This window comes from Methylobacterium sp. E-005 (genome assembly GCF_022829725.1).
Classification (GTDB): Bacteria; Pseudomonadota; Alphaproteobacteria; order Rhizobiales; family Beijerinckiaceae; genus Methylobacterium.
Map to the genome: position 1 here is coordinate 17,528 of NZ_JAKSYG010000217.1, position 24,768 is coordinate 42,295.

The 24,768-nt window shown below is 68.0% G+C and carries 19 protein-coding genes; 10 read left to right on the forward strand and 9 right to left on the reverse strand.

What is annotated here, in order from left to right:
- Positions 1-53: 53 nt before the first annotated feature.
- The 6 genes from MKK88_RS25485 to MKK88_RS25510 all read left to right on the forward strand — a co-directional run bounded on the left by MKK88_RS25485 (position 54) and on the right by MKK88_RS25510 (position 9,116).
- Positions 54-1,814: an ABC transporter ATP-binding protein gene (locus MKK88_RS25485; RefSeq protein WP_244004764.1), complete on the forward strand. Its 1,761-nt coding sequence runs from the start codon at positions 54-56 to the stop codon at positions 1,812-1,814.
- Positions 1,815-1,905: 91 nt separating this feature from the next.
- The gene (locus tag MKK88_RS25490) at positions 1,906-2,994 is read left to right on the forward strand and encodes a branched-chain amino acid aminotransferase (RefSeq protein ID WP_313902346.1); all 1,089 of its coding nucleotides are present in this window, start codon (positions 1,906-1,908) and stop codon (positions 2,992-2,994) included.
- 257 nt (positions 2,995-3,251) lie between these two features.
- The gene (locus MKK88_RS25495; protein ID WP_244004766.1) at positions 3,252-5,057 is read left to right on the forward strand and encodes a zeta toxin family protein; all 1,806 of its coding nucleotides are present in this window, start codon (positions 3,252-3,254) and stop codon (positions 5,055-5,057) included.
- 129 nt (positions 5,058-5,186) lie between these two features.
- Positions 5,187-6,473 (forward strand): oxalate/formate MFS antiporter, encoded by a 1,287-nt coding sequence (gene oxlT / locus MKK88_RS25500; RefSeq protein ID WP_244004768.1) that lies wholly within the window; start codon positions 5,187-5,189, stop codon positions 6,471-6,473.
- A 41-nt stretch (positions 6,474-6,514) separates the two neighbouring features.
- Positions 6,515-8,260 carry an oxalyl-CoA decarboxylase gene (gene oxc / locus MKK88_RS25505; RefSeq protein ID WP_244004770.1) on the forward strand — a complete coding sequence of 582 codons (1,746 nt, stop codon included), beginning with the start codon at positions 6,515-6,517 and terminating at the stop codon, positions 8,258-8,260.
- Between the two features lie 148 nt (positions 8,261-8,408).
- The gene (locus MKK88_RS25510; protein ID WP_244004772.1) at positions 8,409-9,116 is read left to right on the forward strand and encodes an alpha/beta hydrolase; all 708 of its coding nucleotides are present in this window, start codon (positions 8,409-8,411) and stop codon (positions 9,114-9,116) included.
- Here MKK88_RS25510 and MKK88_RS25515 read toward each other — a convergent pair.
- The 3 genes from MKK88_RS25515 to MKK88_RS25525 all read right to left on the reverse strand — a co-directional run bounded on the left by MKK88_RS25515 (position 9,098) and on the right by MKK88_RS25525 (position 12,128).
- The gene (locus MKK88_RS25515; RefSeq protein ID WP_244004774.1) at positions 9,098-10,276 is read right to left on the reverse strand and encodes an HPP family protein; all 1,179 of its coding nucleotides are present in this window, start codon (positions 10,274-10,276) and stop codon (positions 9,098-9,100) included. The two genes, MKK88_RS25510 and MKK88_RS25515, sit on opposite strands and share 19 nt — an antisense overlap.
- Before the next feature lie 83 nt (positions 10,277-10,359).
- Positions 10,360-11,610 carry a formyl-CoA transferase gene (gene frc / locus MKK88_RS25520; RefSeq protein WP_244004776.1) on the reverse strand — a complete coding sequence of 417 codons (1,251 nt, stop codon included), beginning with the start codon at positions 11,608-11,610 and terminating at the stop codon, positions 10,360-10,362.
- A gap of 59 nt (positions 11,611-11,669) precedes the next feature.
- Complete coding sequence (locus MKK88_RS25525) at positions 11,670-12,128, reverse strand: PAS domain-containing protein (RefSeq protein ID WP_244004778.1); 459 nt, start codon at positions 12,126-12,128, stop codon at positions 11,670-11,672.
- 297 nt (positions 12,129-12,425) lie between these two features.
- Between MKK88_RS25525 and MKK88_RS25530 the strand changes: the two genes are divergently transcribed.
- Positions 12,426-13,079: an ABC transporter ATP-binding protein gene (locus MKK88_RS25530; protein WP_244004780.1), complete on the forward strand. Its 654-nt coding sequence runs from the start codon at positions 12,426-12,428 to the stop codon at positions 13,077-13,079.
- A 150-nt stretch (positions 13,080-13,229) separates the two neighbouring features.
- Complete coding sequence (locus MKK88_RS25535; RefSeq protein ID WP_244004781.1) at positions 13,230-14,471, forward strand: capsule biosynthesis protein; 1,242 nt, start codon at positions 13,230-13,232, stop codon at positions 14,469-14,471.
- A gap of 31 nt (positions 14,472-14,502) precedes the next feature.
- Here MKK88_RS25535 and MKK88_RS25540 read toward each other — a convergent pair whose 3' ends face one another.
- On the reverse strand, positions 14,503-15,105 hold the full coding sequence (locus MKK88_RS25540; protein ID WP_244004783.1) for a hypothetical protein: 603 nt from the start codon (positions 15,103-15,105) through the stop codon (positions 14,503-14,505).
- A 232-nt stretch (positions 15,106-15,337) separates the two neighbouring features.
- Here MKK88_RS25540 and flhA point away from each other — a divergent pair, with 232 nt between their 5' ends.
- Positions 15,338-17,485, forward strand: coding sequence for a flagellar biosynthesis protein FlhA (flhA, locus tag MKK88_RS25545; protein WP_409566707.1), 2,148 nt, complete (start codon positions 15,338-15,340; stop codon positions 17,483-17,485).
- A gap of 433 nt (positions 17,486-17,918) precedes the next feature.
- On the opposite strand, the gene MKK88_RS25550 is transcribed toward flhA, so the two are convergent.
- The 3 genes from MKK88_RS25550 to fliI all read right to left on the reverse strand — a co-directional run bounded on the left by MKK88_RS25550 (position 17,919) and on the right by fliI (position 20,958).
- Positions 17,919-18,992 (reverse strand): lysylphosphatidylglycerol synthase domain-containing protein, encoded by a 1,074-nt coding sequence (locus tag MKK88_RS25550; protein ID WP_244004785.1) that lies wholly within the window; start codon positions 18,990-18,992, stop codon positions 17,919-17,921.
- A gap of 145 nt (positions 18,993-19,137) precedes the next feature.
- Positions 19,138-19,545: a flagellar export protein FliJ gene (fliJ, locus tag MKK88_RS25555; protein WP_244004787.1), complete on the reverse strand. Its 408-nt coding sequence runs from the start codon at positions 19,543-19,545 to the stop codon at positions 19,138-19,140.
- Positions 19,546-19,605: 60 nt separating this feature from the next.
- Positions 19,606-20,958 carry a flagellar protein export ATPase FliI gene (fliI, locus tag MKK88_RS25560; protein WP_244004789.1) on the reverse strand — a complete coding sequence of 451 codons (1,353 nt, stop codon included), beginning with the start codon at positions 20,956-20,958 and terminating at the stop codon, positions 19,606-19,608.
- Between the two features lie 417 nt (positions 20,959-21,375).
- On the opposite strand from fliI, the gene ctrA reads away from it, so the two are divergent.
- The gene (gene ctrA / locus MKK88_RS25565) at positions 21,376-22,077 is read left to right on the forward strand and encodes a response regulator transcription factor CtrA (protein WP_091712304.1); all 702 of its coding nucleotides are present in this window, start codon (positions 21,376-21,378) and stop codon (positions 22,075-22,077) included.
- Positions 22,078-22,363: 286 nt separating this feature from the next.
- On the opposite strand, the gene MKK88_RS25570 is transcribed toward ctrA, so the two are convergent.
- Both MKK88_RS25570 and cysS read right to left on the reverse strand, forming a co-directional pair.
- Complete coding sequence (locus MKK88_RS25570; RefSeq protein ID WP_244004791.1) at positions 22,364-23,125, reverse strand: trypsin-like serine protease; 762 nt, start codon at positions 23,123-23,125, stop codon at positions 22,364-22,366.
- Positions 23,126-23,215: 90 nt separating this feature from the next.
- Positions 23,216-24,610, reverse strand: a complete 1,395-nt coding sequence (cysS, locus tag MKK88_RS25575) for a cysteine--tRNA ligase (protein ID WP_244004793.1) — start codon at positions 24,608-24,610, stop codon at positions 23,216-23,218.
- Positions 24,611-24,768 lie beyond the last annotated feature (158 nt).

The following is a 24,768-nucleotide window of genomic DNA, read 5'->3' on the forward strand; positions in this document are numbered from 1 at the left end:
CTGCCGCGACGCCTCCTGCCGGAGGATGGCGCTGATCCGATCCGGTAGATTTCATGGCGCGCCTCCCCGGCGACACGGCTCCGCTCCTCGCCCGGCTCTGGCGCATCTGGCTCTATCCGCACCGGGCCACCCTCGCGGTGGTGCTCGTGCTGATCGCGCTGGTCGGCGCCTCGACGGGACTCTACCCGGCGCTGATCAAGGCGGCCTTCGACGCCTTCGACCGCAAGGACGCGGCGGCGGTCGCGTATGGGCCGCTGGTGGTGATCGTCGTGACCGCCACCCGCGGCTTTGCGCTCTACGGTCAGACCGTGCTGACCAACCGGGTCGTCACCCGCGTCGAGGCCGACATGCAGGCGGCTTTGTACGGCCATCTGATCGATTCCGACCTCGCGCAGCTCGGCCGCGAGAGCCCGGCGGCCCTGACGCAGCGCTTCACCACGGACTTCGCCTTCATCAAGGAGGCGCTGACCCGCATCTCGACGGTGCTGCTGCGCGACATCGCCATGCTGATCGGCCTCGTGGCCGCGCTGCTCTGGATGGATCCGGTGCTGACGCTCGTGGCCGGCGTGGCGGTGCCGTTCGTGGCCGGGCCGATCGGGCGCATCGGAAAAAAACTCCGGCGGGTCTCGACTTCGACGCAGGAGCAGATGGGTGCCACTGCCAGCCTGATCTCCGAGAGCCTCCAGGGTGCCCGGATCGCCAAGACCTACGCGATGGAGCCCTACCTGAAGGGCCGCGCCGCGCAGGCCCTCGACGAGGTGCGCCGCCTCAAGATGAAGGCCGCCAACGCCCGCGGGCGCCTCGACCCGCTGCTGGAGATCGGCGGCGGCATCGCGGTGGCGGGGGTGCTGGTCCTGGTCGGTCAGCGGGTGCTGGCGGGGGAAAAGACGGTCGGCGACTTCACCGGCTACGTCGCGGCCCTGCTGCTCGCGGCCCAGCCGGCCCGGGCGCTGGGCAATCTCAACGCGATCCTACAGGAGGCAGCAGCCGCGCTGCGTCGCTACTTCGATGTGATGGACGAGGCCCCCGCCATCCGCGAGTCGCCCGATGCCCGGCCGCTGACCATGACCTCCGGGGCGATCCGCTACGAAGGCCTCCATTTCCGCTATCGGCCGGATGCGCCGGCGCTGGAAGGGATCGATCTCACGGTCCCAGGCGGTTCGGTGACGGCGCTGGTCGGGCGCTCCGGCTCCGGCAAATCCTCGCTGCTCAACCTCGTGCCCCGGCTCTACGACGTGGTCGAGGGCCGGGTGACCATCGACGGTCAGGATGTCCGCGCCGTGACCCTGGCCTCGCTGCGCGCCGCGGTGGCGGTGGTCTCGCAGGAGGTGGTGCTGTTCGACGATACGATCGCGGCCAATATCGGCTTCGGCCGCCCCGGCGCCTCCCGCGCGGAGATCGAGGCGGCTGCGGGCGCGGCCGCGGCGCATGGGTTCGTCTCGGCCCTGCCGGAGGGCTACGACTTCCAGGTCGGCCCGGGCGGCGGCCGTCTCTCCGGCGGCGAGCGGCAGCGGGTGGCGCTGGCCCGCGCCTTCCTCAAGGATGCGCCGATTCTGCTCCTCGACGAGGCGACATCGGCCCTCGATTCCGAGTCGGAGCGACTGGTCCAGGAGGCGCTGATCCGGCTGATGCGCGGCCGCACCACCCTGGTGATCGCCCATCGCCTCTCGACCGTGCGTGACGCCGATCAGATCGTCGTGATGGAGGCCGGTCGCGTCATCGAGACCGGGCGGCACGACGAGCTGCTCGCGTCAGGCGGGGCCTATGCCCGCCTGCACCGTCTGCAGCTGTCGGAGCCTGCGCCGGCGGACTGACTCGCATGATCGGCGACACCGTCATGCGCCGGCTCCGTAGATTCGCGCGCCGGAGCGCGCCATAAGAGCCTCAGTCGACGAGGACCCTACCGTGAACGACTTGACGTTCGAGATCAAAAGCCACCCCCATCCGCGGAGTGCCGAGGAGCGGACCGCGCTCATGGCGAATCCCGGCTTCGGCAAGGTGTTCACCGACCACATGGTGATTGCCCGCTATTCGGCCGGACGCGGGTGGCACGATGCGCGGATCCAGGCCCGCGAGGCGATCCCGCTCGATCCCGCCGCCGCGGTGCTGCACTACGCGCAGGAGATTTTCGAAGGTCTCAAGGCCTACCGCACGGCAGACGGCGGAGCCGCCCTGTTCCGGCCGGACGCCAACGCGCGCCGCTTCCGCCACTCGGCCGAGCGCTTGGCGATCCCGCCCTTTCCGGAGGATGCCTTCGTCGAGGCGATGCACAAGCTCGTCGAGATCGATCGCGCCTGGATCCCGGACACGGCGGATGGCAGCCTCTATCTCCGGCCGTTCATGATCGCCACGGAGGCGTTCCTGGGGGTCAAGCCGGCCTCGGAATACCTGTTCCTGACCATCGCGTCGGCGGTGGGCTCGTACTTCAAGGATCCGAACAGCACCGTCACGGTCTGGGTGTCGGAACACTACACGCGGGCGGCTCCGGGCGGCACCGGCGCGGCCAAGTGCGGCGGCAACTACGCCGCGAGCCTCGCCGCGCAATCGGAGGCGGCCGCGCAGGGCTGCGAGCAGGTGGTGTTCCTCGATGCGGTCGAGCGCCGCTACATCGAGGAGCTCGGCGGCATGAACGTGTTCTTCGTGTTCGAGGACGGCACGCTGGTGACCCCGCCGCTCTCGGACAGCATCCTGCACGGCATCACCCGCGATTCCGTCCTGACCCTGGCACGCGAATCCGGACTCACCGTCAAGGAGGAGCCCTATACGATCAACGCATGGCGCGCCGACGTCCGGGAGGGGCGCCTGACCGAGGCCTTCGCCTGCGGGACTGCGGCGGTGATCACGCCGATCGGCACCGTGAAGGGCCGGGAGGAGAGCTTCACCATCGGGAACGGCAAGGCGGGGCCGGTGGCGCAGCAGCTGCGGAACCTGCTCGTGGATATCCAGCGGGGCAACACCAACGATGCCCATGGCTGGTTTCAGAAGGTTTTCTGAGACTCATCACCTGCCTGCACGGGCGGTGAGCCGAGCGGGTTTGTCCAGCCTGCTCACCCGATCTGCGACGTGCCCTCCCTCCCCCCTCTGCGGGGAGGGGCGGCCCCTGAAGGGCGTGGGGAGAGGGGAGCGACGGCGCGTAACTGAGCGCCGCCCGTCAGGCAGGTCGCGCTCGTTCAAAACCCGGATTCCCCTCGCCCGACCCGGCCTGACGGTCCGTCCACCCTCCCCCGCAGAGTGGGAAGGGAGACGCGCGGATGAGTGATCGAGCGGCCCTTACACCAGAACCGCCCATCGGACCCTGGAACCCGGGCGTCCGCTCCGACCTGCCCGCCGCTTTCCTGCCCCTCGTCACCGTCTACCGCCCGGAGCATGTCGAGACGCCGCTGCGCGACGCCTTCGATCTCAGCGACCTGTGCGGCTTGCCGGCCCGGCAGCTCACGCGCTTCCGGCCGAGCCGTCTCGTCGTCCACGAGGTGTTGATCCGGGTCATGTCGGATCTCTCCGTTCCGGTGGGCGCGGTCTACGCCGATCTCGGCGTGAATTTTCGCGCGATCGTCGCCACGATCCTGCGCGACGGGATCGAACCCCGCCTCAGCGAGGTGGAAGCCGCCCTGACACGGATCCGAGCTGAAGCCGATTCGGTGCTCACCCGCGAGATCGCCGCCATTCTCGACGATCCGCCGGCCCCTCCTCCACCGGAGCCGCGCTGGCTCGACCGGATGCTCGGCCGACGCCCGCCAGCGGTCGAGGCGCCACGCGTTGACCGTGCGACCCGGGCCTTGCACCATATCGAAGCGTGGCAGCGGCGGACTTCGGAGGCGGGCGACGGTCTCGAGATCGCCGCCTGCGAGGCGCTGCGCGCGGTCGTATCGGGCCTGATCGCCCGACAGAACACGCTGATCCGCGACCCCAGCCTTCTGCGCAGCCTTGCCGGGACGCTGGTCTCCAACGGCTACGGCAGCCGGCGCATCGGCGAAATGATCGAACCCTGGATCGCGACCGTGGTCGAGGCTCGCGGCTATCGCCGGCTCGCGGCCCAGCACCACCCCGTGGTGATGAACGTCAAGGGCGCCTCGGCCTCGGGCAAGAGCACGATCCGCCCTTATCAGCTGGGCCTCGCCCGGCGCCTCGGCATGGCGTGGTCCGACTTCGCGGTGATCACCCCCGATGTCTGGCGCAAATACCTCCTCGCTTACGACAGCCTCGGGGAAGCCGCCCGCTATGCCGGAACGCTGACGGGTTACGAGGTCGAGATCATCGATATGAAGCTCGACCGCTACGTGACCCGCAAGGCGGCCGAGCGGCGGATCTCGAACCTGCTGATCGACCGGTTCCGGTTCGACAGTTTCCAGGCCGAGGCCGGCTCGGACGGGGGTGGCCAGTTGCTCACCCGGTTCGGCGACCGGGTCTACATGCAGTTCATGGTGACGCCCCCGGCCGACACCGTGGAACGTGCGTGGCAGCGGGGCGAGATGTTCGGCCGCTACAAGGCGGTGGAGGATCTGCTGGCCCACAATGTCGAAGCCTACACGGGCATGCCACGCCTGTTCTTCAACTGGGCGTTGGCGCGCGACAAGCAGGTGGTCTGCGAGTTTCTGGATAACAGCGTGCCGCTCGGCGAGCGCCCGCGCACCATCGCGTTCTGGGCCGACGGTATCCTGAATATCCTCGACGTGAAGGGGCTGATCGATATCGACCGTTTCCGAAAGGTCGATATCTTCGCGCGCGGCCCCGACGCGGTGTTCAAGGGCGCGGACCTGTCGGCGGCTGCCAATACCGGGTTCCTGCGCGAATGCCTGCGCCGAATGGCAACCATCCGTTTCGTGCAGGCTGAAACCGGCCGGGCAATCCTCAGGCTCGACCGCGGGAAGGTCACGGGATTGGACGACAACGCCCTAGCGGCGGTCGAGGCTGGGCCCGACTGGGCAGCCACGCGCGCACTAATCAACATCCCGGCTGAAACAGCGGGCATCCCTGCCCTCGACGAAACCTTGCGCCCGACGGATCAGCCCACCCTGGGTGCCTGGGGGCCGATTCCCTATGCCAGCCAAACGGCATAATATCGCCGCCCTGACAGTTCATCCTGTCCGTACCACACTGGTATATTGCATGCCTGGAACGGATGTGCATGATCAGAGGCGCACGAGACGCCGCCGCCTAAGGCCGCGCCGCCCAAGAGAGGCTTAGGGATGGAACGCCAGGATTCGCCGTCGGCGAAGTGGTGGCAGCTCGCCTTCGGCGTGATCTGCATGGCCATGATCGCCAACCTCCAATACGGTTGGACATTGTTCGTCGATCCGATCGACCAGCGTTACCACTGGGGCCGGGCCGCGATCCAGCTCGCCTTTACGCTGTTCGTCGCCACCGAGACCTGGCTGGTGCCGGTCGAGGCTTGGTTCGTCGACCGCTACGGCCCGAAGATCGTGGTCGCCTTCGGCGGCGTGATGATCGCCCTGGCCTGGACGATCGACGCCTACGCCGACAGCCTGTTCATGCTGTACCTCGGGGCGGTGATCGCCGGCATCGGCGCCGGCTCGGTCTACGGCACCTGCGTGGGCAACGCGCTCAAATGGTTCCCCCATCGCCGCGGCCTCGCGGCCGGTGCCACGGCGGCCGGCTTCGGCGCGGGTGCCGCCATCACGGTGGTGCCGATCGCCCGGATGATCGCCAACAGCGGCTATCAGGACGCCTTCCTGTATTTCGGCATCGGACAGGGCGTCGTGGTCTTCGTGCTCGCCTTCCTGCTGCGCAAGCCGTCGACGATCACGCCGGTCCAGCGCAAGAGCCTGCGCCTGCCCCAGACCAAGGTCGACCGCAGCCCCCGTGAGGCGGTGCGCACCCCGGTCTTCTGGGTGATGTACGCGATGTTCGTGATGGTCGCCTCCGGGGGCCTGATGGCGGCGGCGCAGATCGCCCCGATCGCCCACGACTTCCAGGTGGCCGGCGTTCCGGTCAGCCTGTTCGGCCTCCAGATGGCAGCGCTGACGTTGGCGATCTCCCTCGACCGGATCTTCGACGGGTTCGGCCGGCCGTTCTTCGGTTTCGTGTCCGACCATATCGGTCGCGAGAACACGATGTTCATCGCCTTCTCGACGGCGGCGGCGGCGGTGATCGTGCTCCTGACCTACGGCCACAACCCGATGGTGTTCGTCCTGGCGACCGCCGTGTATTTCGGGGTGTTCGGCGAAATCTACTCGCTGTTCCCGGCGACCTGCGGCGACACGTTCGGCTCGAAATACGCCGCCAGCAATGCCGGCCTGCTCTACACCGCCAAGGGTACCGCCGCCTTCCTCGTGCCCTTCGCCAGCCTGCTCTCGGCGGCCTACGGTTGGTCGGCTGTGTTCACGCTGATCATCGTGCTCAACGTCACGGCGGCGGCCCTGGCCATGTTCCTGCTTCGCCCGATGCGCGCCCGCTACCTCGCCGCGGACGACGCCCCCGCGGCACTCGCCGCCCAGCCGATCCGCGCAGCCTGACGCTCCCCGCCCCTTCAGATCCGACCTCCCGGAGATCCCCGATGACCGCACTCGCCAAGATCGTCCACCCCGCGCCCGAGGTCGAGGCGGAGCCCGAGCTCACCGATGGCTTCCACCTCGTGATCGACGCCCTCAAGCTCAACGGCATCGAGACGATCTACGGCGTCCCGGGCATCCCGATCACCGACCTCGGCCGCATGGCCCAGGCCGAGGGAATGCGGGTGATCTCGTTCCGCCACGAGCAGCATGCCGGCAATGCCGCGGCGATCGCGGGCTTCCTGACCCAGAAGCCGGGCATCTGCCTGACCGTCTCGGCCCCGGGCTTCCTGAACGGCCTGACCGCGCTGGCCAACGCCACCACCAACTGCTTCCCGATGATCCTGATCTCGGGCTCCTCCGAGCGCGAGATCGTCGACCTGCAGCAGGGCGACTACGAGGAGATGGACCAGCTCGCCATCGCCAAGCCCCTGTGCAAGGCGGCCTTCCGCGTGCTGCACGCTGCCGATATCGGCATCGGCGTCGCCCGCGCGATCCGCGCCGCCTGCTCGGGCCGTCCGGGCGGCGTCTACCTCGACCTGCCCGCCAAGCTGTTCGCCCAGGTGATGGACGCCGAGGCCGGCCAGAAGTCGCTGGTCAAGGTGATCGATCCGGCCCCGGCCCAGCGCCCCGCCCCCGAGGCGATCGCCCGGGCGCTGGAGGTGCTGAAATCCGCCAAGCGGCCGCTGATCGTGCTCGGCAAGGGCGCCGCCTACGCCCAGGCTGACGAGGCGATCCGTGCGCTCGTGGAGACGAGCGGCATCCCCTACGTGCCGATGAGCATGGCCAAGGGCCTCCTGCCCGACACCCACCCGCTCTCGGCCGGCGCGGCGCGCTCGACGGCCCTGAAGGACTCGGACGTGGTGCTGCTGATCGGCGCCCGGCTGAACTGGCTCCTGTCGCACGGCAAGGGCAAGAGCTGGGGCGAGCCGGGCTCGACCAAGTTCATCCAGATCGACATCGAGCCGCGCGAGATGGACTCGAACGTCGAGATCGTCGCCCCCGTCGTCGGCGACATCGCCTCCTGCGTGCAGGCGCTGCTCGACGGCATGGGCAAGGGCTGGCAGCAGCCCCCGTCCGACTGGATCGAGACGGTCAAAACCAAGCGCGAGGCGAACATCGCCAAGATGGCGCCGAAGCTCATGAGCAACGCCTCGCCCATGACCTTCCACGCCGCGCTCGGCGCGCTGCGGACCATCGTCAAGGAGCGGCCGGACGCGATCCTGGTCAACGAGGGCGCCAACACCCTCGACCTCGCCCGGGGCATCATCGACATGTACCAGCCGCGCAAGCGCCTGGATGTCGGCACCTGGGGCATCATGGGCATCGGCATGGGCTTCGCCGTCGCGGCCGCCGTCGAGACCGGCAAGCCGGTGCTCTGCGTGGAGGGCGACAGCGCCTTCGGCTTCTCCGGCATGGAGGTCGAGACGATCTGCCGGTACGGGCTGCCGGTCTGCATCGTCGTGTTCAACAACAACGGGATCTACCGCGGCACCGACACGGACCCGACCGGCCGCGACCCGGCCACGACGGTGTTCGTGCCGGATTCCCGCTACGACAAGATGATGGAGGCCTTCGGTGGCGTCGGCTACCACGTCACCACGCCGGACGAGCTGACCCGCGCGGTCAACGAGGCGATGAATTCGGGCCGTCCGTGCCTGGTCAACGCCGTCATCGATCCGGCCGCCGGCAGCGAGAGCGGCAACATCGGCAGCCTCAACCCGCAGAGCGGGATCAAGAAGAAGAAGTGAGGGTGGTGGGCGCCTTTAGCCCGCATCCCTGACCGCGTTACGTCGGCCGGATCGCTCAGCGGTCCGGCCGTTTTCAATGAGGACCTGCGGCTCCACCTCTGTCGCGACGGAGGCGAGCGCCTTCAGCCCCGTCCCGCGAGATCCCGCAATGATCGATCCCGACCTCGCCGGCCGCCTGCATTTCCGTCACCGCCTGCCCACTCAGGCCCCCCTCCCCCCGGGCCGGCATGAGCTCGGCCTCTTCGCCGAGCGGGACGCGGTGCTGGTGGTCCCCGAAGGCCTCGATCACCGCCGGCCCTGCCGGCTCGTGGTGCTGTTCCACGGCGGCGGCGGCAGTGCCGAGCGCATCCTGCCGATGCAGGAGCGCCATGCCCAATCCGAAAAGTTCCTGCTCCTCGTCCCGCAATCGCTGTTCCCGACCTGGGACATCGTCATCGCCGGCCACGGCCCCGACCGGGAACGCGTCGCGGCGACGCTGGAACACGTGGCCGACCGGTTCCTGCTCGACCCAGAACGCCTCTGCTTCGCGGGCCACTCGGACGGCGGGAGCTACACCCTCTCCCTCGGCCTCGCGAACGGCGACGTGGCGAGCCACCTGATCGTTTCGTCGGCCGGCTTCCTGTCGGTGCATCTCCAGGTCGGCGCGCCAAAGATCTTCCTGTCGCACGGGACGCGGGACGAACAGATCCCGATCGACCGAAGCGCCCGGATCCATGTGCCGGCGCTGCGTGAGGCCGGCTATCCGGTAACCTATGTCGAGCATGACGGGCCACACGCCCATCAGCCGGCCGTCGTAGCGCAGGCGGTGGACTTCTTCCTGCGCGACCGGCCCGCGGCTCAGGTCAGAGCGGGCTGAGCCGAGACGCGAACCCGCGACGGTGCCTCGGGTACGCCGGCTTCGGACAGAAGCGCCGGGATCAGATCCGTCTGCGAGACGATCCCGACGAGCCGGCCATCGGTATCGACCACCGGCAGGTGGTGCAGCCCCGCCTCCGACATCCGGGGCACGAGCGCCGCGATCGACATGTCAGGCCGGACTGGTTCGACCGCGCTCATGATATCGGCGGCACAACCGTGGGGCGCCCTGCCCCGCTCTGCGGTGAGCAGCAGCCGGCGACCGAGCCCGAGGCGCGGTCCGGACCGGTCCCAGGCGGCCTTGTCGAGGAGGTCGGTTTGCGTGACGATCCCAAGCACCCGGGCGCGCTCGTCGGTGACCGGCAGTGCCTTGATCCGGTGGCGGCGCAGCAGCCGCATCGCCTCGGCCAGCGGCGCATCGGGCGCCACCGCGATCACGTCACGCGACATGATCGCCGCGCAGGTCATCGGCCCCGAATTGCGGCCGTAGACCCGCATCTGCACCCGCCGCAGGATCTGCTCCAAGTCGCCCCGGTCGACGTCGAGAAGTTGGTCGAACTCTTCGAGCGCCGCATCGAGATCGGCGGCGCGGAACCCGACCCGGGCGCCCGAAGGTGGATCCTCCGTCCGCGGTCCAGCCGGGCGATGATGCGGGTAGGTGCGCCCGGTGAGGTTATTGAACAGCAGGGCCGTTGCCAGCAGGATCAGCGAATTGGCCGCCACCGGCCAGAGCACGAAGCCGTAGCCCAGCGCCCGCACCGCGGGGCCGCCCAGCACCGCCGTCAACGCCACGGCGCCGCTCGGGGGGTGCAGGCAGCGCAGAAGCATCATCAGGGCGATCGCCACCCCGATCGCACAGGCCGCCGCCACGAACGGATCGGCGATCCACCCCGCCGCCGTGACACCCACCAGGGCTGCGACCAGATTGCCGCCGAGGATCGACCAGGGCTGCGCCAGGGGGCTCGCCGGCACCGCGAAGAGCAGCACCGCCGAGGCGCCCATCGGGGCGATCAGGATCGGGAGCGCCTCGGTTGGGACGGAAGCCCGGCAGACCAAGCCAGTCGCCAGGATCCCCACCAGGGCGCCCGCGGCGGAGCGCAGGCGCTCGCGCTTGCTGACCGGGGTCAGCTCCGGCAGGAAACGACTCAGGAACGTACGCATCGGGTCCTGGCCTCGCACATGAAAAGGACGGCGCCGCGGCGACGCCGTCCTGTCTCAGGATCGCGGAGGGCGTCCGGTCCGTATCAGACCGCGCGGGCCTCGTGCATCGCCCGGATCTGCTCCTGGGTGTAGCCCAGGTCTGCGAGCACCTCGTCGGTGTGCTCGCCGAGCAGCGGCGAAGCCTTCACCTCGACCTGCATGTCGGAGAACTTGATCGGGCTTCCGACGGTCAGGTACTTGCCGAGCTTCGGGTGCGCCACCTCGACGACGGTGCCGCTCGCGCGCAGGGACTTGTCCTCGGCGATCTCCTTCATCGACAGCACCGGCGCGCAGGGGATGTCGTAGGTGCGCAGGATGTCCACCGCCTCGAACTTGGTCTTGTCGGCAAGCCACTCCTCGATCGTCTTGAAGATGTCGAAGATCTTGTCCTGGCGGGCGCGGGGGGTGTTGTAGCCCGGATCGGTGATCCACTCCTCCTTGCCGAGCGCCTTGCAGATCGGTGCCCAGGCGTGGCCCTGGATCGTGAAGTAGATGTAGGCGTTCGGGTCGGTCTCCCAGCCCTTGCACTTCAGCACCCAGCCCGGCTGGCCGCCGCCGCCCGCATTGCCGCCGCGCGGCACCACATCGGAGAACTCGCCGTGGGGGTATTGCGGGTATTCCTCGAGGTAGCCGAGGGCGTCGAGGCGCTGCTGGTCGCGCAGCTTCACGCGGCAGAGGTTGATGACCGAGTCCTGCATCGACACGGCGACCTTCTGGCCCTTGCCAGTCTTGTTCTTCTGGTGGAGCGCCGTGAGAATGCCGATCGCGAGGTGCATGCCGGTGTTCGAGTCGCCGAGCGCGGCGGCGCTGACGGTGGGCGGGCCATCCCAGAAGCCCGTGGTCGACGCGGCGCCGCCGGCGCACTGGGCGACGTTCTCGTAGACCTTCAGGTCTTCGTAGTGGTGCCCGTCGGAAAAGCCCTTCACTGAGGCGAGGATCATGCCCGGGTTCAGCTCCTGGATGCGCGCCCAGGAGAAGCCCATCCGGTCCAGCGCGCCGGGGCCGAAATTCTCGACCATCACGTCGGAATCCCGGATCAGCTTCTCGAGGACTTCCTTGCCAGCCTGGGTCTTGGTGTCGAGGGTGAGCGAGCGCTTGTTGGAGTTCAGCATCGTGAAGTAGAGCGCGTCCGCGTCCTCGACGTGACGCAGCTGCGTCCGGGTCACATCGCCGGCGCCGGGGCGCTCGACCTTGATCACGTCGGCGCCGAACCACGCCAGCAGCTGCGTGCAGGCCGGACCGGCCTGGACGTGCGTGAAGTCGATGATCTTGATGCCTTCCAGCGGCTTGCTCATGGGGCGTCCTCCCTTGAAATGGTTGGTGGTTCGGTGAAGGCGATGCGCGTCAGGCCCGTTCAGGCCGGCACGGCGGCTTCGAGCGCGGCCACGCGCTGGCGCAGCTGCTTTTCTTCCGTCCAGCGCTCGGTCTCGTCGCGGATTACCGCGACGATCCCGGTCACTTGGCCGGCGGCGTCCCGCACCATCCCCACCGTGAAGGCGATGGAGAGTTGGCGTCCGTCCTTGCAAATGGCCGGCACCCTCAGGGTCTCCGCCCCGTAGCGGGTGGTGCCGGTCCGCATCGTCTTGGCGTAGCCGTCCCAATGGCGACGGCGGTGCCGCTCGGGGGTGATCAGGTCGAGGGTCTGACCGAGCGCCTCCGCGGCGGTGAAGCCGAAGATCCGCTCCGCTGCGGGGTTCCAGATGGTGATGGCACCCTTCGGATCGGCCACGACGACGGCGTCGCCGATCGCCATCACGAGATGGGCAAGGTCTGAAGCCGTCCCGGCGATCGTGCCGGTCTCGCCATGGCTCATGGGCGGCCTTTCTCTCCGGACATGGAGCTAAAGTTCCAGCTCGTCGGCGCTAACACCGTGTTTCGCTGCTTGGCGCCGATGGTATTTGGTATGCCATATGATGAATGGCGTCAACGGCGGGGTAAGAGCTGCACTTTCATTCCAGCGCGATCTGTATCCCGCACCGGGATCGAGCGTCCCCGCCCGACGGCCGCCCGCCACCTATCGCATTCTCAGATTTGCCGCTTTCGGCGCGCAGGAGCGCCACGGCCGACCGCATGGACCGGCGGTTCGGCGATCCGCCCGGGAGACGATCCGGTGATCCGTTTCGAGAAAGTCAGCAAAGTCTACCGCACGGACGGTCATAAGCGGACCATCCTTGAGCAGGCCTCGTTCACTCTGAAGCCAGGCATTTCCTACGGGATCCTCGGCATCAACGGCGCCGGCAAATCGACCACGATGCGGTTGATCGCCGGGACGGAGGATGCGACCCGAGGCAAGATCCATCGCGGCCTGCGCGTGTCGTGGCCGCTGGGATTCGCCGGCGGTTTCCATCCCAAGATGACCGGGCGCGACAACGTCATCTTCGTGGCCCGGATCTACGGGGAGGATCCGCGCAAGGTCTTGGATTTCGTGGAGGACTTCTCCGAACTCGGCAGCTACCTCGACGTGCCGATCTACACCTACTCGTCCGGCATGGGCGCCCGCCTCGCCTTCGGCATGAGCATGGCGATCCCGTTCGACTGCTACCTGATCGACGAGATCACCTCCGTGGGCGACGCCCGCTTCTCGAAGCGCTGCGACGAGGTGTTCTCCCAGCGCCGCAAGAACGCGGACATCATCATGGTCTCGCACTCCATGGAGACGATCCGGAATTGGTGCTCGCAGGGCCTCGTACTGCTCAACGGCCGCGCGATCATCTACGAGGACGTCGACGACGCCATCGAGGTCTATCGGCGCCTCAATGCATGACCTGCCTCGCATGACGCGCCTCGGTCTGTCAGCATGCGGACATGCTTTTGCCGCGTCCGCGTGGGAGACGATCGGGACGCGCGGTGCGAAGCGGCCGCGTGACGTTCAGACGGATCGACTTGGATGGCCGGGGAGGCCGGGAATCAAGCCATGAACATGGAGATCCGGAAAGCCGAGGGGCAGCCGGTCACGACCGCCGAGCGCCAGCAGGCCATCACCGAGTCGCTGCGGCAGATCGCGCGGATGTCGCGCTTCGCCGATCGCAAGAAGGGCATCCGGTCCTACCAGAGCCACGTCAAGAACGATCCCTGGATCCCGATCCTGTTCGTGGTCTGCTTCGCGCTGCCGACCCTGGCCGGAGCGATCTATTTCGGGCTGATCGCCTCGGACCGGTATGTCACCGAGGCGCGCTTCGCGATCCGGCCGGCCCTCGGTGCGGCCGACAAGGCTGCCCCGGATGCGGTGGGGACCACCGCCGGCGTGTCGAGCCAGATGGTGGCCCAGGATACGTTGATTACGAAGGAGTACATCGTCAGCCGGCCGATGCTGGAAGCCCTCGAAGCGCATCTGCCCCTGCGTGAATGGTTCAGCAACGACAACATCGACTACATCTCGCGCTTCGATCCGGACAAGCCGATCGAGAAGTTCCTTCGCTACTGGAAGCGACGCGTCGATATCGACATCGAACCCAGCTCCGGGATCATGGCGGTCAGCGTGCAGGCGTTCGACCCGGATCAATCGCTCGCCATCACCAAGGCGGTGATGAAGGAGGCCGAGCGGATGGTGAACGACCTGAGCGTGAAGGCGCGTGAGGATGCGGTCTCCGAGAGCACCCGCGAATTGAAGCTCGCCGAGGAGCGGATGACCAAGATCCGCCTCGCGATGCGGGACCTGCGCAACCGCGAGGGTGTGCTCGATGCGCAGAAGTCCAACGAGGTGAATCTGAAGATGGTGGCCGAGTTGCGCGCCTCCCGGATCAACCTCGCGGTCCAGCTCGCCATCGGTCAGCGGGACCTGGGTCCCGAGTCCCGCCGCATCATCGACATCAAGCAGCAGATCAAGGATCTCGACGAGAACATCGCCCGGATCGAGCGGCAATCCGCCAGCCAGGACCCCGAGCAGAAACGCCTCCTGTCGGATGCGTTGACGCGGTTCGAGGCCCTGGAGAACGATCGCAAGAACGCCGAGAAATACTATCAGGCGGTGCTGACCGCCTACGAGCGGTCCCGCATGGTCGCGGCCCGCCAGATCGAGTTCTTCAGCCCGATCGTCGAGCCGGTACGGGCCGAATCGTCGACGGAGCCGCGGCGCTTCCTGATGATCAGCCTGATCACGGCGGGGTCCGCCGTGCTGTTCGCCGCTGCCATGTTCGCCCGCAAGATGATGGCCTGATCGGGCGCAGGACGGTTCGGGTCGCCGCCGTTCAGCGATTGGTGCCGATTGGAAGGTCGGGCTGGTTCGCCGCCGGTCCGACCGTGCCGCCGGTCCAGCCCTGCGATCGCCAGCCCTCTGCGCGCTCGTCGAGGTCGATCGAGCCCGCATGCGCCAGGATGCTCAGGACATGCTCGGCCCTGCTGTCGTCGGCCCGGACCGTCACCAGGGTCCCGCCGCGGCGGACGCCCTCGGCATAGGTCTCGGCCTCGCCCTCGCTAAGCCCCACGCCGGTGAGACCGCCGATCAGTCCGCCAGCAGCGGCTCCGACGCCGGCGCCCGTCACGGTGGCCACGAGCCAGCCGGCCGCAACGACCGGCCCGAGGCCCGGGATCGCCAGGAGCCCCAGACCGGCGAGGAGGCCGGCACCGCCCCCCAGGACCGTGCCGACCGTCGCCCCGGTCCCAGCGGAATCGACCGTCTCGTCCGGTTCCTGAGCCTTGTCGATGGGCGGCAGCGCCGCGGCGGCGGGATCGGGCCGGTTCGAAATGATGCTGATATCGCCGTGGGGAATGCCGGCCGCCTCGAGCTGGTCGACCGCGGAAGCGGCGGCGTCGTAATGGTCGAACAGGGCGGTCAGTGCGCGAGCGGCCATGGGACTCTCCCGGGACGGCGGGCCTAGGCCCGGTTCGGTGGCGATGCTGCCGGACGGACGTGGATGTCCGGCGCCGGGCGGTGCATTTATCGAGCGGTCAAGCGATGGAGTCGCGCCGGGTTCCCGCCCCCGGCCGCTCCGGTCTTAACGGGCCGCTAACCATCCGCCCGGCAGATCTTGCCGGGTTCGCCGCAGGGAACGCGTCCCGGGTGGGCGGCGACGGGTGGGATCGATGGCGGAGACGGCGAGCGCGCCGACACGAATGAGCCCGGCGGCGATCCTGGGTCAGTTCACACTGCCCACGCGCGGCGACGTGCAGGCCCTGTCGAAGCGATCGGACCTCCTGTTCGCCACCGGCGTGCTGGGGATCCTCGCGGTCCTGATCTTCCCGCTGCCCGCCATGCTGCTCGATCTGCTGCTGGCGGTCTCGATCATCACCTCGGTGCTGATCATGATGACGGGCCTGTCGATCGACAACCCGCTCGAATTCACCGTCTTCCCGACGCTGCTGCTCATCGCCACGATGCTGCGGCTCGCCCTGAACCTCGCCTCGACCCGCCTGATCCTCGGCCACGGCCACGAGGGCACAGCGGCGGCCGGCCACGTCATCGAGGCCTTCGGCCACTTCGTGATGGGCGGCAACTTCGTGATCGGGATCATCGTGTTCGCGATCCTGATCATCGTGAACTTCGTGGTGATCACGAAGGGCTCGGGCCGCATCGCGGAGGTTGCGGCTCGCTTCACCCTCGACGCGATGCCCGGCAAGCAAATGGCGATCGACGCCGATCTCTCGGCCGGCCTGATCGACGAGAAGGTCGCCAAGGCCCGGCGCTCGGCACTTGAGGAGGAATCCTCGTTCTTCGGCGCCATGGACGGCGCATCGAAATTCGTGCGCGGCGACGCCGTGGCGGCCTTGTTGATCACCTTCATCAACGTGGTTGGCGGCATCATCATCGGGGTGGCGCAGCAGGGCCTGAGCTTCGGTGACGCCGCCAAGAGCTACACGCTGCTCACCATCGGCGACGGCCTCGCGAGTCAGGTCCCTGCCCTGATCGTGTCGACCGCGGCAGGCCTGCTGGTCTCCAAGGCGGGCGTGAAGGGCGCAGCCGACAAGGCGCTCGGTAAGCAGCTCGCGCATTATCCCAAGGCGCTCGGCATGTCGGCGGCGGTGATGCTGCTGATCGCGCTCCTGCCCGGCATGCCGATGCTGCCGTTCGTGCTGCTCGGCGGCGGCGCCGGCTACGCCGCGTGGCGGATCAACAAGACCGCCAAGGAGGCCCCGCCATTGGACGCACAGGGCGCTCCGATGGACGCCAAGGCCGTCGCGGCAGCCGCGGCCGGCAAAGAGGAGACTGTCACCGACCTGCTCAAGCTCGACGACCTGAAGCTCGAAATGGGCTACGCGCTCCTCGCCCTCGTCAACGGCGAGGGCCAGGACCGCCTCACCGACCAGATCAAGGCCCTGCGCCGGCAACTCGCGGCCGAACTCGGCTTCGTGATGCCCTCCGTGCGCATCCTCGACAACGTCCAGCTCGATGCCAACACCTACGTGGTGCGGGTGAAGGAGATTGAAGCGGGGACCGGCCGCATCTTCCCCGGCCAGTTCATGGCGATGGACCCGATGGGCGGACAAGTCCAGCTGCCGGGCCAGCACATGCTGGAGCCGACCTTCGGGCTTCCGGCCACCTGGATTGATGCCGCGCTGCGCGACCAGGCCCAGGTCAAGGGCTACACAGTCGTCGACGCCGCGACCGTGGTTTCCACGCATCTCACCGAGGTCATCAAGGCGCACGTCTCCGAGCTCCTCAACCACGTCGAGGTCTCGAAACTGCTGCGTGAGCTGCCGAAGGAGCATACCGAACTCCTCAAGGAGATCGTGCCGTCGCAGATCTCGACCACCGGTATCCAGCGGGTGCTGCAATTCCTGCTGGCCGAGCGCGTCTCGATCCGCGACCTGGGCGCCATCGTGGAGTCGATCGCCGAGGTGGCGGGCGGGGTGAAGAACCCGCGCGACGTGGTCGAGCACGTCCGCGCCCGACTCGGACGGCAGATCTGCGCCCAGTATCAGGACCAGACCGGCAGCCTGCCGATCATCACCTTGTCGCCGGCCTGGGAGCAGGCCTTCCTCGAATCAATCGTCGGCGAGCGGGAGGAACGCTATCTCGCGATGCAGCCTTCGAAGCTGAGCGAGTTCGTCACCGTCGTACGCGACCGATTCGAGACCGCGGCGCGGCAAGGCGAGATGCCGGTGCTGGTCACCTCGACCCAGACCCGGCCCTTCGTGCGCTCGATCATCGAGCGGTTCCGCCGGGAGACCCCTGTGATGAGCCAAGCCGAGATCCACCCGCGGGCGCGGCTGCGGACGGTGAGTTCGATCTGAACCGGAGGGGATAGGGGCGTGGCCGACTCCGCGGGACGCCTCCCTCCCCAGCCTGGGATGTTCACACATCTGGGTCCGACACCGAACTCCGCGGCGGAGCCCCCCTCTCCCGGGCGGGCTACGATGATCACACCTCCTGGTCGAACACCGAGGCCCGCGGCAGAGCGCGACGGCCCCCTCTCGAGCGGGAGAGGGTTGGGGTAAGGGACAAGAACGCTCAGGATCGAGCGCGCCGCCGGGTCACGCGTTATCCGGACCGACCTGATCCCTCACCCGGCTTCCTGCGAAAGCAGACCTCTCCCGCACGGGAGAGGGCGCGCGCGCTCGAAACCAAACCGAAGTGGCCGGGCTCGAAATGTGAATCCGTCAGGGTCCCATCAGAGGGGGGGCAGGGAGTTGCGGCGCTCGACGTGCCCTGCTCCGCTGACCCGCCTCAGATCGCCTTCTCCTTGAGCTCCCGCTCCAGTTCGTGCGCGTCGAGCCCCGGCGCGACGACCGGCGGCTCCGGCACGGCGGTGGCTTTGGGTCCGTGCGCCGCAGAGCCGATTGCGGCTGCCAGCCTGGACCGCTCGAACGCGATGACCACGATCACCGAGATCAGCGCTGGGATCCAAAAATAAAACACACGGAAGACCAGCAGCGCGGCAATGACCGCGTTCTTACGCGTCTCATCGGTCTCCGCGATATTCATCGCCGTGAGGAAGACGATCTCGAAGACACCCAAGCCGCCCGGTGCATGAGAGGCGAGCGCCACCGAGAAGGAAGCCAGGAAGATGGCAAGCACCGGGATGAAGCTCGGGTTCACCGTGTCGGGCAGGGCGAAGTAGATGATCCCGGCGGCTCCCAGGAGCTCCAAAGGCGCAGCCGCAAGCTGGCGCAGCATGATCCCCGGACGCGGGTATTCGAGCTTGAACTTCCGGAGGTTTATCGGCGGCAGGTGCAGGAGTGATCCGGCCACGTAGAGGGCGACGAACGTCAGCATGCCGATGCCAACCACGACCGCCGTGCCCGGATTCGTGAGGATGGCGGGCAGCTTGTCTTGAAGGCGGGCCAGCAGGTGCGGATCGTAGACCAGCGTGAAGCCGCCGAGCAGCACCGTGCCCAGGAAGAAGGTGAACGAGCAGAGCGCCACCAGTACGGCGACCTGCGCCGCGGTGAGTCCCTTCGCCGTGTAGGCCCGGTAGCGCACCAGGGCGCCGGAGAAGACCGAGGCGCCGATGTTGTGCGAGAGCGCGTAGGTCGTGAACGAGCAGAGCGAGACGAACACCAACGAGATGTGGCGGACACCCAGATGCAGCAGCGCGATCCGGTCGTACCAAGCGAGCGCCGCGTAGGCCACCAGGGTCGAAAGCGCCGCGAGCAGGATCCGGTGCGGCGGGATCGCCAGCACCGCGGCCCAGATCGCTGAGAGCGAAGTCGTCTTCAATTCCTGGTAGAGAAAATAGCCCGAGACGACGACGGCGGCGAGGCCGATGAGTGGCCAGATGAACTCGCTGATCTTCTTCATGAACACCGACGCCCCGGGGAGAGCCCCTGATGCGCCGTCGCGCGGCGCCCTGCAAGCGGCCTGACGCCACCGCGGCCCCCCTTGTCAGGTGATCATGACGGTTTCGTGCCATGCACCCTGCCGAGCCGACGTCGCGCGGACCTCCTCAGCCGCGGGCGCGGTTGAGCCCGATCCCGTCCATCGCGGCCTGATCGCGGACCGATTCGGCCGCCCGCTCGGCGGTGCGTTCGCGATCGTTCAGGATCTCGACCTTCTTGAGCTCCTCGAAGGCCTCGCCGAGCTCAGCCTTTGCCTCCGCGAGCTGACCCTCCAGGGCCTGGGCGGATTGGCGCATGTTGTCCCGGCGGGTCGCCGCAGCGCGGGCATAGGTCGGGTAGGCGAAATGACCGACATCGGTGATGCCGGCGCGGGCCTCCTCCACGGAGACCTCGCGATCGAGTTCCACCGCCATGCGCTGGAAGTCGGCCATCATCATCTCGATCTGGGTCACGCGCCGGCGCTTCTCGTCGACCTGGAAGCGGCGCAGGCGGATCAGCGTGTCACGCGATTTCATCAGGACGCTCACTCCACGCAACGCTCAAGCCCGAGCCTCGGATCATACCCAGGCCGCGCCCTAGGCTCCGCCGACAATCTGACCGAGCCGTGCGTAACCATCGCCGATGGACGTTGCTTCTTCCTTACCCTGCCCAAGAAAAGCCTCAAGATGCGGCATGAGCGCCACGGCTTCGTCGACCTCCTGGGACGAGCCGGCGCGGTAGGCCCCGAGCCTGATGAGTTCCTCCATATCGGCATAGGTGGAGAGCACCCGGCGCGCCCGCCGCACAACCGGCAGATAAGCCGGATCGCAGGAACGCGGCATGGTCCGTGAGACCGAGCGCAGCACATTGATGGCTGGATAGCGGCCGCGCTCGGCGATGGCGCGTTCCATGACGATATGCCCGTCGAGGATGCCGCGCACCGCGTCGGCCACCGGCTCGTTGTGGTCGTCGCCCTCGACGAGCACCGTAAACAGTGCCGAGATCGTCCCCTGCCCGACTCCCGGCCCGGCCCGTTCCAGCAGGCGCGGCAGCTCCGAAAAGACCGTCGGCGTGTAGCCCTTGGCGGTCGGCGGTTCGCCGGCCGCGAGGCCGATGTCGCGCTGGGCCATGGCGAAGCGCGTGATCGAGTCGATCATGCACAGCACTTTGGCGCCCTGATCGCGGAAATGCTCGGCCACCGACAGGGTCACGTAGGCGGCGTTGCGGCGCATGAGGGCCGGCTCGTCCGAAGTCGCCACCACCACGACCGAGCGCGCGAGACCGGCGGCGCCGAGGTCGTCCTGCAGGAACTCCTGAACCTCGCGCCCACGCTCGCCCACCAGCCCGATCACGGCCACATCGGCCGCCGTGTAGCGGGCGAGCATCGAGAGCAGCACCGACTTGCCGACGCCGGACCCCGCGAAGATGCCCATCCGCTGGCCGGCGCACATGGTGAGGAAGGTGTTGATGCAGCGAACGCCGAGATCGAGCGGGCCGCCGACCCGGGTCCGGGCATGGGCGGGGGGCGGATCGGCCCGCAGGCTGTAGATGTCCGGTCCCTGCGGCAGGGGGCCGAGCCCGTCGACCGGCCGACCAAGGGCATCGATCACCCGTCCCAGCCAGGCGCCCGTTGGGCGGATGGCCCCCGCGGCCTCGTCGCGCACGAAGGCCGGGCAGCCGCGGCGGACACCCTCCAGGGATCCGAACGGCATCGCGAGCGCGCGGTCGCCCTGGAAGCCGATGATCTCGCAGGGGACCAGCCCGTGGCCGTTGGCGCCCTCGACATCGATCCGGCCGCCGAGCCGCATGGCCGCCACCGGCCCGGCGACCTCGACCAGCAGGCCGCGGATCGCCACGACCCGGCCGAAGGTCTCCAGCACCTCGACGCGCTCCAAAGCCGCCCGGGCCGATGCAAGGGAGGAAACGGGTCTTGCCGAATCCTGTGTCATGAGACGCGCTCTCAACGCTTCGTTTACCGGCCTCCTTAACACTGCGATCCACGGGCACGTAGCGGCTCGGTCCGGCGCTGGGTCACGGCCAAGCTCGATGAAATCGGGCGCTGTGGCCGGTGAACCACAGGTCGGATCGAAGCGTTGCGTGAGAAGTACTTAGACCGCAGGGGCGAAGGCCCTGACCGCAAGCGGCGCGACATCACGGACCCGAACGCGGCTGGAGGGGCCTGTTTCCTCCGGTCAAGCTCGCGGATCCGCGAACGAGGCGCTTGCGGTTGGGAATCAGGTTTTGTTAACGATTAATCCATAGCGTCCCACGTCAAGAGTGACGAGGCGCCCGTCCACAGGCCGGTGGCGGGCGAACGACGGGACGTGTCTGCGCGCTGATGCGGCCGGCTGGGCTGGGGACCGACGATGCGGGTACTTTTGATCGAGGATGACAGCGCGACCGCGCAGAGCATCGAGTTGATGCTCAAGTCCGAGAACTTCAACACCTACACCACCGACCTCGGTGAAGAGGGTATCGATCTCGGCAAGCTGTACGATTACGACATCATCCTCCTCGATCTGAACCTGCCCGACATGTCGGGCTACGAGGTGCTGCGCAACCTGCGCGTGGCGAAGGTGAAGACGCCCATCCTGATCCTCTCCGGCATGGCCGGCATCGAGGACAAGGTGAAGGGCCTGGGCTTCGGCGCGGACGATTACCTGACCAAGCCGTTCCACAAGGACGAGTTGGTGGCGCGCATCCACGCTATCGTGCGCCGCTCGAAGGGCCACGCCCAGTCGGTCATCACCACCGGCGACCTGATCGTGAACCTCGATCAGAAGACCGTCGAGGTCGGCGGCGCCCGGGTGCACCTGACCGGCAAGGAGTACCAGATGCTGGAACTCCTCTCGCTGCGGAAGGGCACGACCCTCACCAAGGAGATGTTCCTCAACCATCTCTACGGCGGCATGGACGAGCCGGAGCTGAAGATCATCGACGTGTTCATCTGCAAGCTGCGCAAGAAGCTCGCCAACGCCAGCTCGGGTAAGAACTACATCGAGACCGTCTGGGGCCGCGGCTACGTGCTGCGCGAGCCGATGGACGGCGAGGAGCGCATGGCGGTCTGATCCGCCGCTTCACCGGATCCCCGAAAAACCCCGTGCGGTCTGGCCGCGCGGGGTTTTCGCATTTGGGGTCGGTGTAACGCGCGCTCCTCCCCCTTGCGGGGAGGAATTGGCGGTGGGGGTGGTGCAGAAGGCAGCGCTGCTCCCAATCCGGAAACACCCCTGGCCCCTTCCCACGAGGGGAAGGGAAAAGCGCCTCACTTCCGGAACGTTGCTGGTCGAACAAAGCGTCGCTCCTTCGACCCTCGCGGCGCTCGGTGGCAGGGCGTTGGTTGAGGATCCGGCAGCTTCAGCGTAGTGTGGAGAAAACCTGCGCCGCCGGCGCGATCACCACGTAGGTCCCGCAGGGTGCGGCCCGGCTGATCACCGCGCTGGCCACGCCCCAGACATAGAGACCGCGCCGGTCCTGCGCGACGACCGGGCCGCCGGAATCGCCGAAGCAGACCCGGGCGCCTCGGGCTTGCGCGATGGTCAGCCCGGTGCTGCTCGCAGCGAGCGGAGTCAGCGCTGCGGTGCGCAGCCGCCCGACGCTGTTCCCCGACAGGCCGGCTCCGGCGATCCGCAGGCTCTTCGGGACGCGGCTGGCATCGGCCGCCAGCGCGATCGGCCGACGTCCCCGCACCGGCTCGGTGAGGCGCAGCACCGCCAGGTCGAGGGAAAGATCGGCGAGGCTCACATCGGGCGCCGCGTTCGGCAGCATCTCCCCCGGATCGGGGCTGTACCGGGCAGCGACCCGGGCGCCGTAGACCGGCTGTGCCGGTTCGGTGCCGCGGAAGAACACCACCAGCGCGCCCAGGGGATCGCCGTTCACGCAATGGGCCGCGGTCAGCACAAGGTCCGGCGCAATCAGGACTCCGGTGCAGCGGGTGAGTTTCAGTGCCTCCTCGGGCTGGGTGATCGTGCCGATGGCGACGGTGGCCTCCGCCAAAGCATCCCGCCCCGCCGGCGCGCCGCCCTGGATCGCCGCGGCCGGACCAGCGAGGCCGAGCCCGAGCGCCAGGGCCGATCCGCTGGGGACGAGATATCTTCCAAGGGTTCCGAGGATGCTCACGGGCCGATCTCTCTCCCGGCGGATTGTCGTGGTCGACAGATGCCGCCCGGGACGGAAGGTGCAAGCGGGCGAGAGGACGCGGCTGATACGTCAGCGCGCCACTGTCCACGTGGTCGTTCCATCCTTGTTGTCCTTGACGGCCACGCCCAGGGCGGTCAGCGCGTTGCGAGCCCGGTCGGAGGCCGCCCAATCCTTGGCGGCCCGGGCCGTACGGCGTTCGGCGATCAGCGCCTCGACAACCGCAACGTCGACCCCGGAGGCGGCGACCTGCGCGGTCGCCCGCTCGCTCCGGGTGCGTATGAGGAAACCGAAGAGGTTCGCCCCGGCGCGTAAAGCAGCGGGCTGCGCGTCCGCGCCGCCGAGCCGGTGCAGCTCATTGATTGCGGCTGGCGTGTTGAGGTCATCGCACAGCGCCTCGACAACCGCCCCTGGAACGGCGTGCGCCGCCGGCTCGTCCCCAGCGGCGTTGTACCAACGCTCCAGCACGCGGCTCGATTCCTCCAGGCCGCGCAGCGTCCAGTCGATCGGCTGGCGGTAATGCGTTTTCAGCATCGTCAGCCGCACCACCTCCCCCGGCCAGTCCTTCAACACATCGCGGATGGTGACGAAGTTGCCGAGCGACTTCGACATCTTCTCCCCCTCCACTTGGAGGAAGCCGTTGTGCAGCCAGACATTGGCCATCACGGGCGTGCCGAAGCAGCAGCGGGACTGCGCCACCTCGTTCTCGTGGTGCGGGAAAATCAGATCAATTCCACCCGCGTGAATGTCGAAGGTCTGGCCCAGGTGCTTGGCCGACATGGCCGAGCACTCAATGTGCCAGCCGGGACGTCCAGGCTCGGCGATCCCCGCGGGCGAGGACCAGGACGGCTCGCCAGGCTTCGAGGGCTTCCAGAGCACGAAATCGAGCGGCGAGCGCTTGTAGGGTGCAACCTCGACCCGGGCACCGGACTCCATCTCGTCGAGGGGGCGCTTCGACAGGCCGCCGTAATCCGGCATCGACGGTACGTCGAACAGGACGTGGCCCTCCGCCACGTAGGCGTGGCCCGTACGGACCAAGGCCTCGATCATGGCGACCATTTCGGCGATGTGATCGGTGGCGCGGGGTTCCACGAAGCGGGGTCGCTCGCCGACCACGTTCACATCGTCCGGCATCAGCACGCCGAGGTCGCGCACGTCGCGGTGGAACTGCGCCAGCGTCCCGTCGGTGAGTTCGCGGATGGTGATCCCGCGTTCGGCGGCGCGGGCGTTGATCTTGTCGTCCACGTCCGTGACGTTGCGCGCGTAAGTGACGTGCGCCGGACCATAGAGATGGCGCAGCAGCCGGAACAGCAGGTCGAACACGATGATCGGCCGGGCATTGCCGATATGGGCGGCGTCATAGACGGTCGGGCCGCAGGCGTAGATGCGGATATGCGCCGGATCGATCGGCCCGAAGGTGTCCTTGGCGCCGGTCAGCGTGTTGTAGAGCCGCAACATCGGCGCCATGAAACCCACCCTCCTCCCGGCGCAACCGCCGACGAAAACGAGCCTGCCGTCAGAGACCTAGAGTTCGCCCGCAGCCAAGAACGGCCGAAACGTGGCACGGCGGACGATGCCGCCACGGCATTCTGTTGCATCGCCGCGACGGCGCGGCGCGCGCGATG

Bases quoted from the DNA above. Each gene is read 5' to 3' on its own strand.
- MKK88_RS25485 (WP_244004764.1), top strand. From the start codon at position 54: ATGGCGCGCCTCCCCGGCGACACGGCTCCGCTCCTCGCCCGGCTCTGG.
- MKK88_RS25495 (WP_244004766.1), top strand. From the start codon at position 3,252: ATGAGTGATCGAGCGGCCCTTACACCAGAACCGCCCATCGGACCCTGG.
- oxlT (WP_244004768.1), top strand. From the start codon at position 5,187: ATGGAACGCCAGGATTCGCCGTCGGCGAAGTGGTGGCAGCTCGCCTTC.
- oxc (WP_244004770.1), top strand. From the start codon at position 6,515: ATGACCGCACTCGCCAAGATCGTCCACCCCGCGCCCGAGGTCGAGGCG.
- MKK88_RS25510 (WP_244004772.1), top strand. From the start codon at position 8,409: ATGATCGATCCCGACCTCGCCGGCCGCCTGCATTTCCGTCACCGCCTG.
- MKK88_RS25515 (WP_244004774.1), bottom strand. From the start codon at position 10,276: ATGCGTACGTTCCTGAGTCGTTTCCTGCCGGAGCTGACCCCGGTCAGC.
- frc (WP_244004776.1), bottom strand. From the start codon at position 11,610: ATGAGCAAGCCGCTGGAAGGCATCAAGATCATCGACTTCACGCACGTC.
- MKK88_RS25525 (WP_244004778.1), bottom strand. From the start codon at position 12,128: ATGAGCCATGGCGAGACCGGCACGATCGCCGGGACGGCTTCAGACCTT.
- MKK88_RS25535 (WP_244004781.1), top strand. From the start codon at position 13,230: ATGAACATGGAGATCCGGAAAGCCGAGGGGCAGCCGGTCACGACCGCC.
- MKK88_RS25540 (WP_244004783.1), bottom strand. From the start codon at position 15,105: ATGGCCGCTCGCGCACTGACCGCCCTGTTCGACCATTACGACGCCGCC.
- flhA (WP_409566707.1), top strand. From the start codon at position 15,338: ATGGCGGAGACGGCGAGCGCGCCGACACGAATGAGCCCGGCGGCGATC.
- MKK88_RS25550 (WP_244004785.1), bottom strand. From the start codon at position 18,992: ATGAAGAAGATCAGCGAGTTCATCTGGCCACTCATCGGCCTCGCCGCC.
- fliJ (WP_244004787.1), bottom strand. From the start codon at position 19,545: ATGAAATCGCGTGACACGCTGATCCGCCTGCGCCGCTTCCAGGTCGAC.
- fliI (WP_244004789.1), bottom strand. From the start codon at position 20,958: ATGACACAGGATTCGGCAAGACCCGTTTCCTCCCTTGCATCGGCCCGG.
- ctrA (WP_091712304.1), top strand. From the start codon at position 21,376: ATGCGGGTACTTTTGATCGAGGATGACAGCGCGACCGCGCAGAGCATC.
- cysS (WP_244004793.1), bottom strand. From the start codon at position 24,610: ATGGCGCCGATGTTGCGGCTCTACAACACGCTGACCGGCGCCAAGGAC.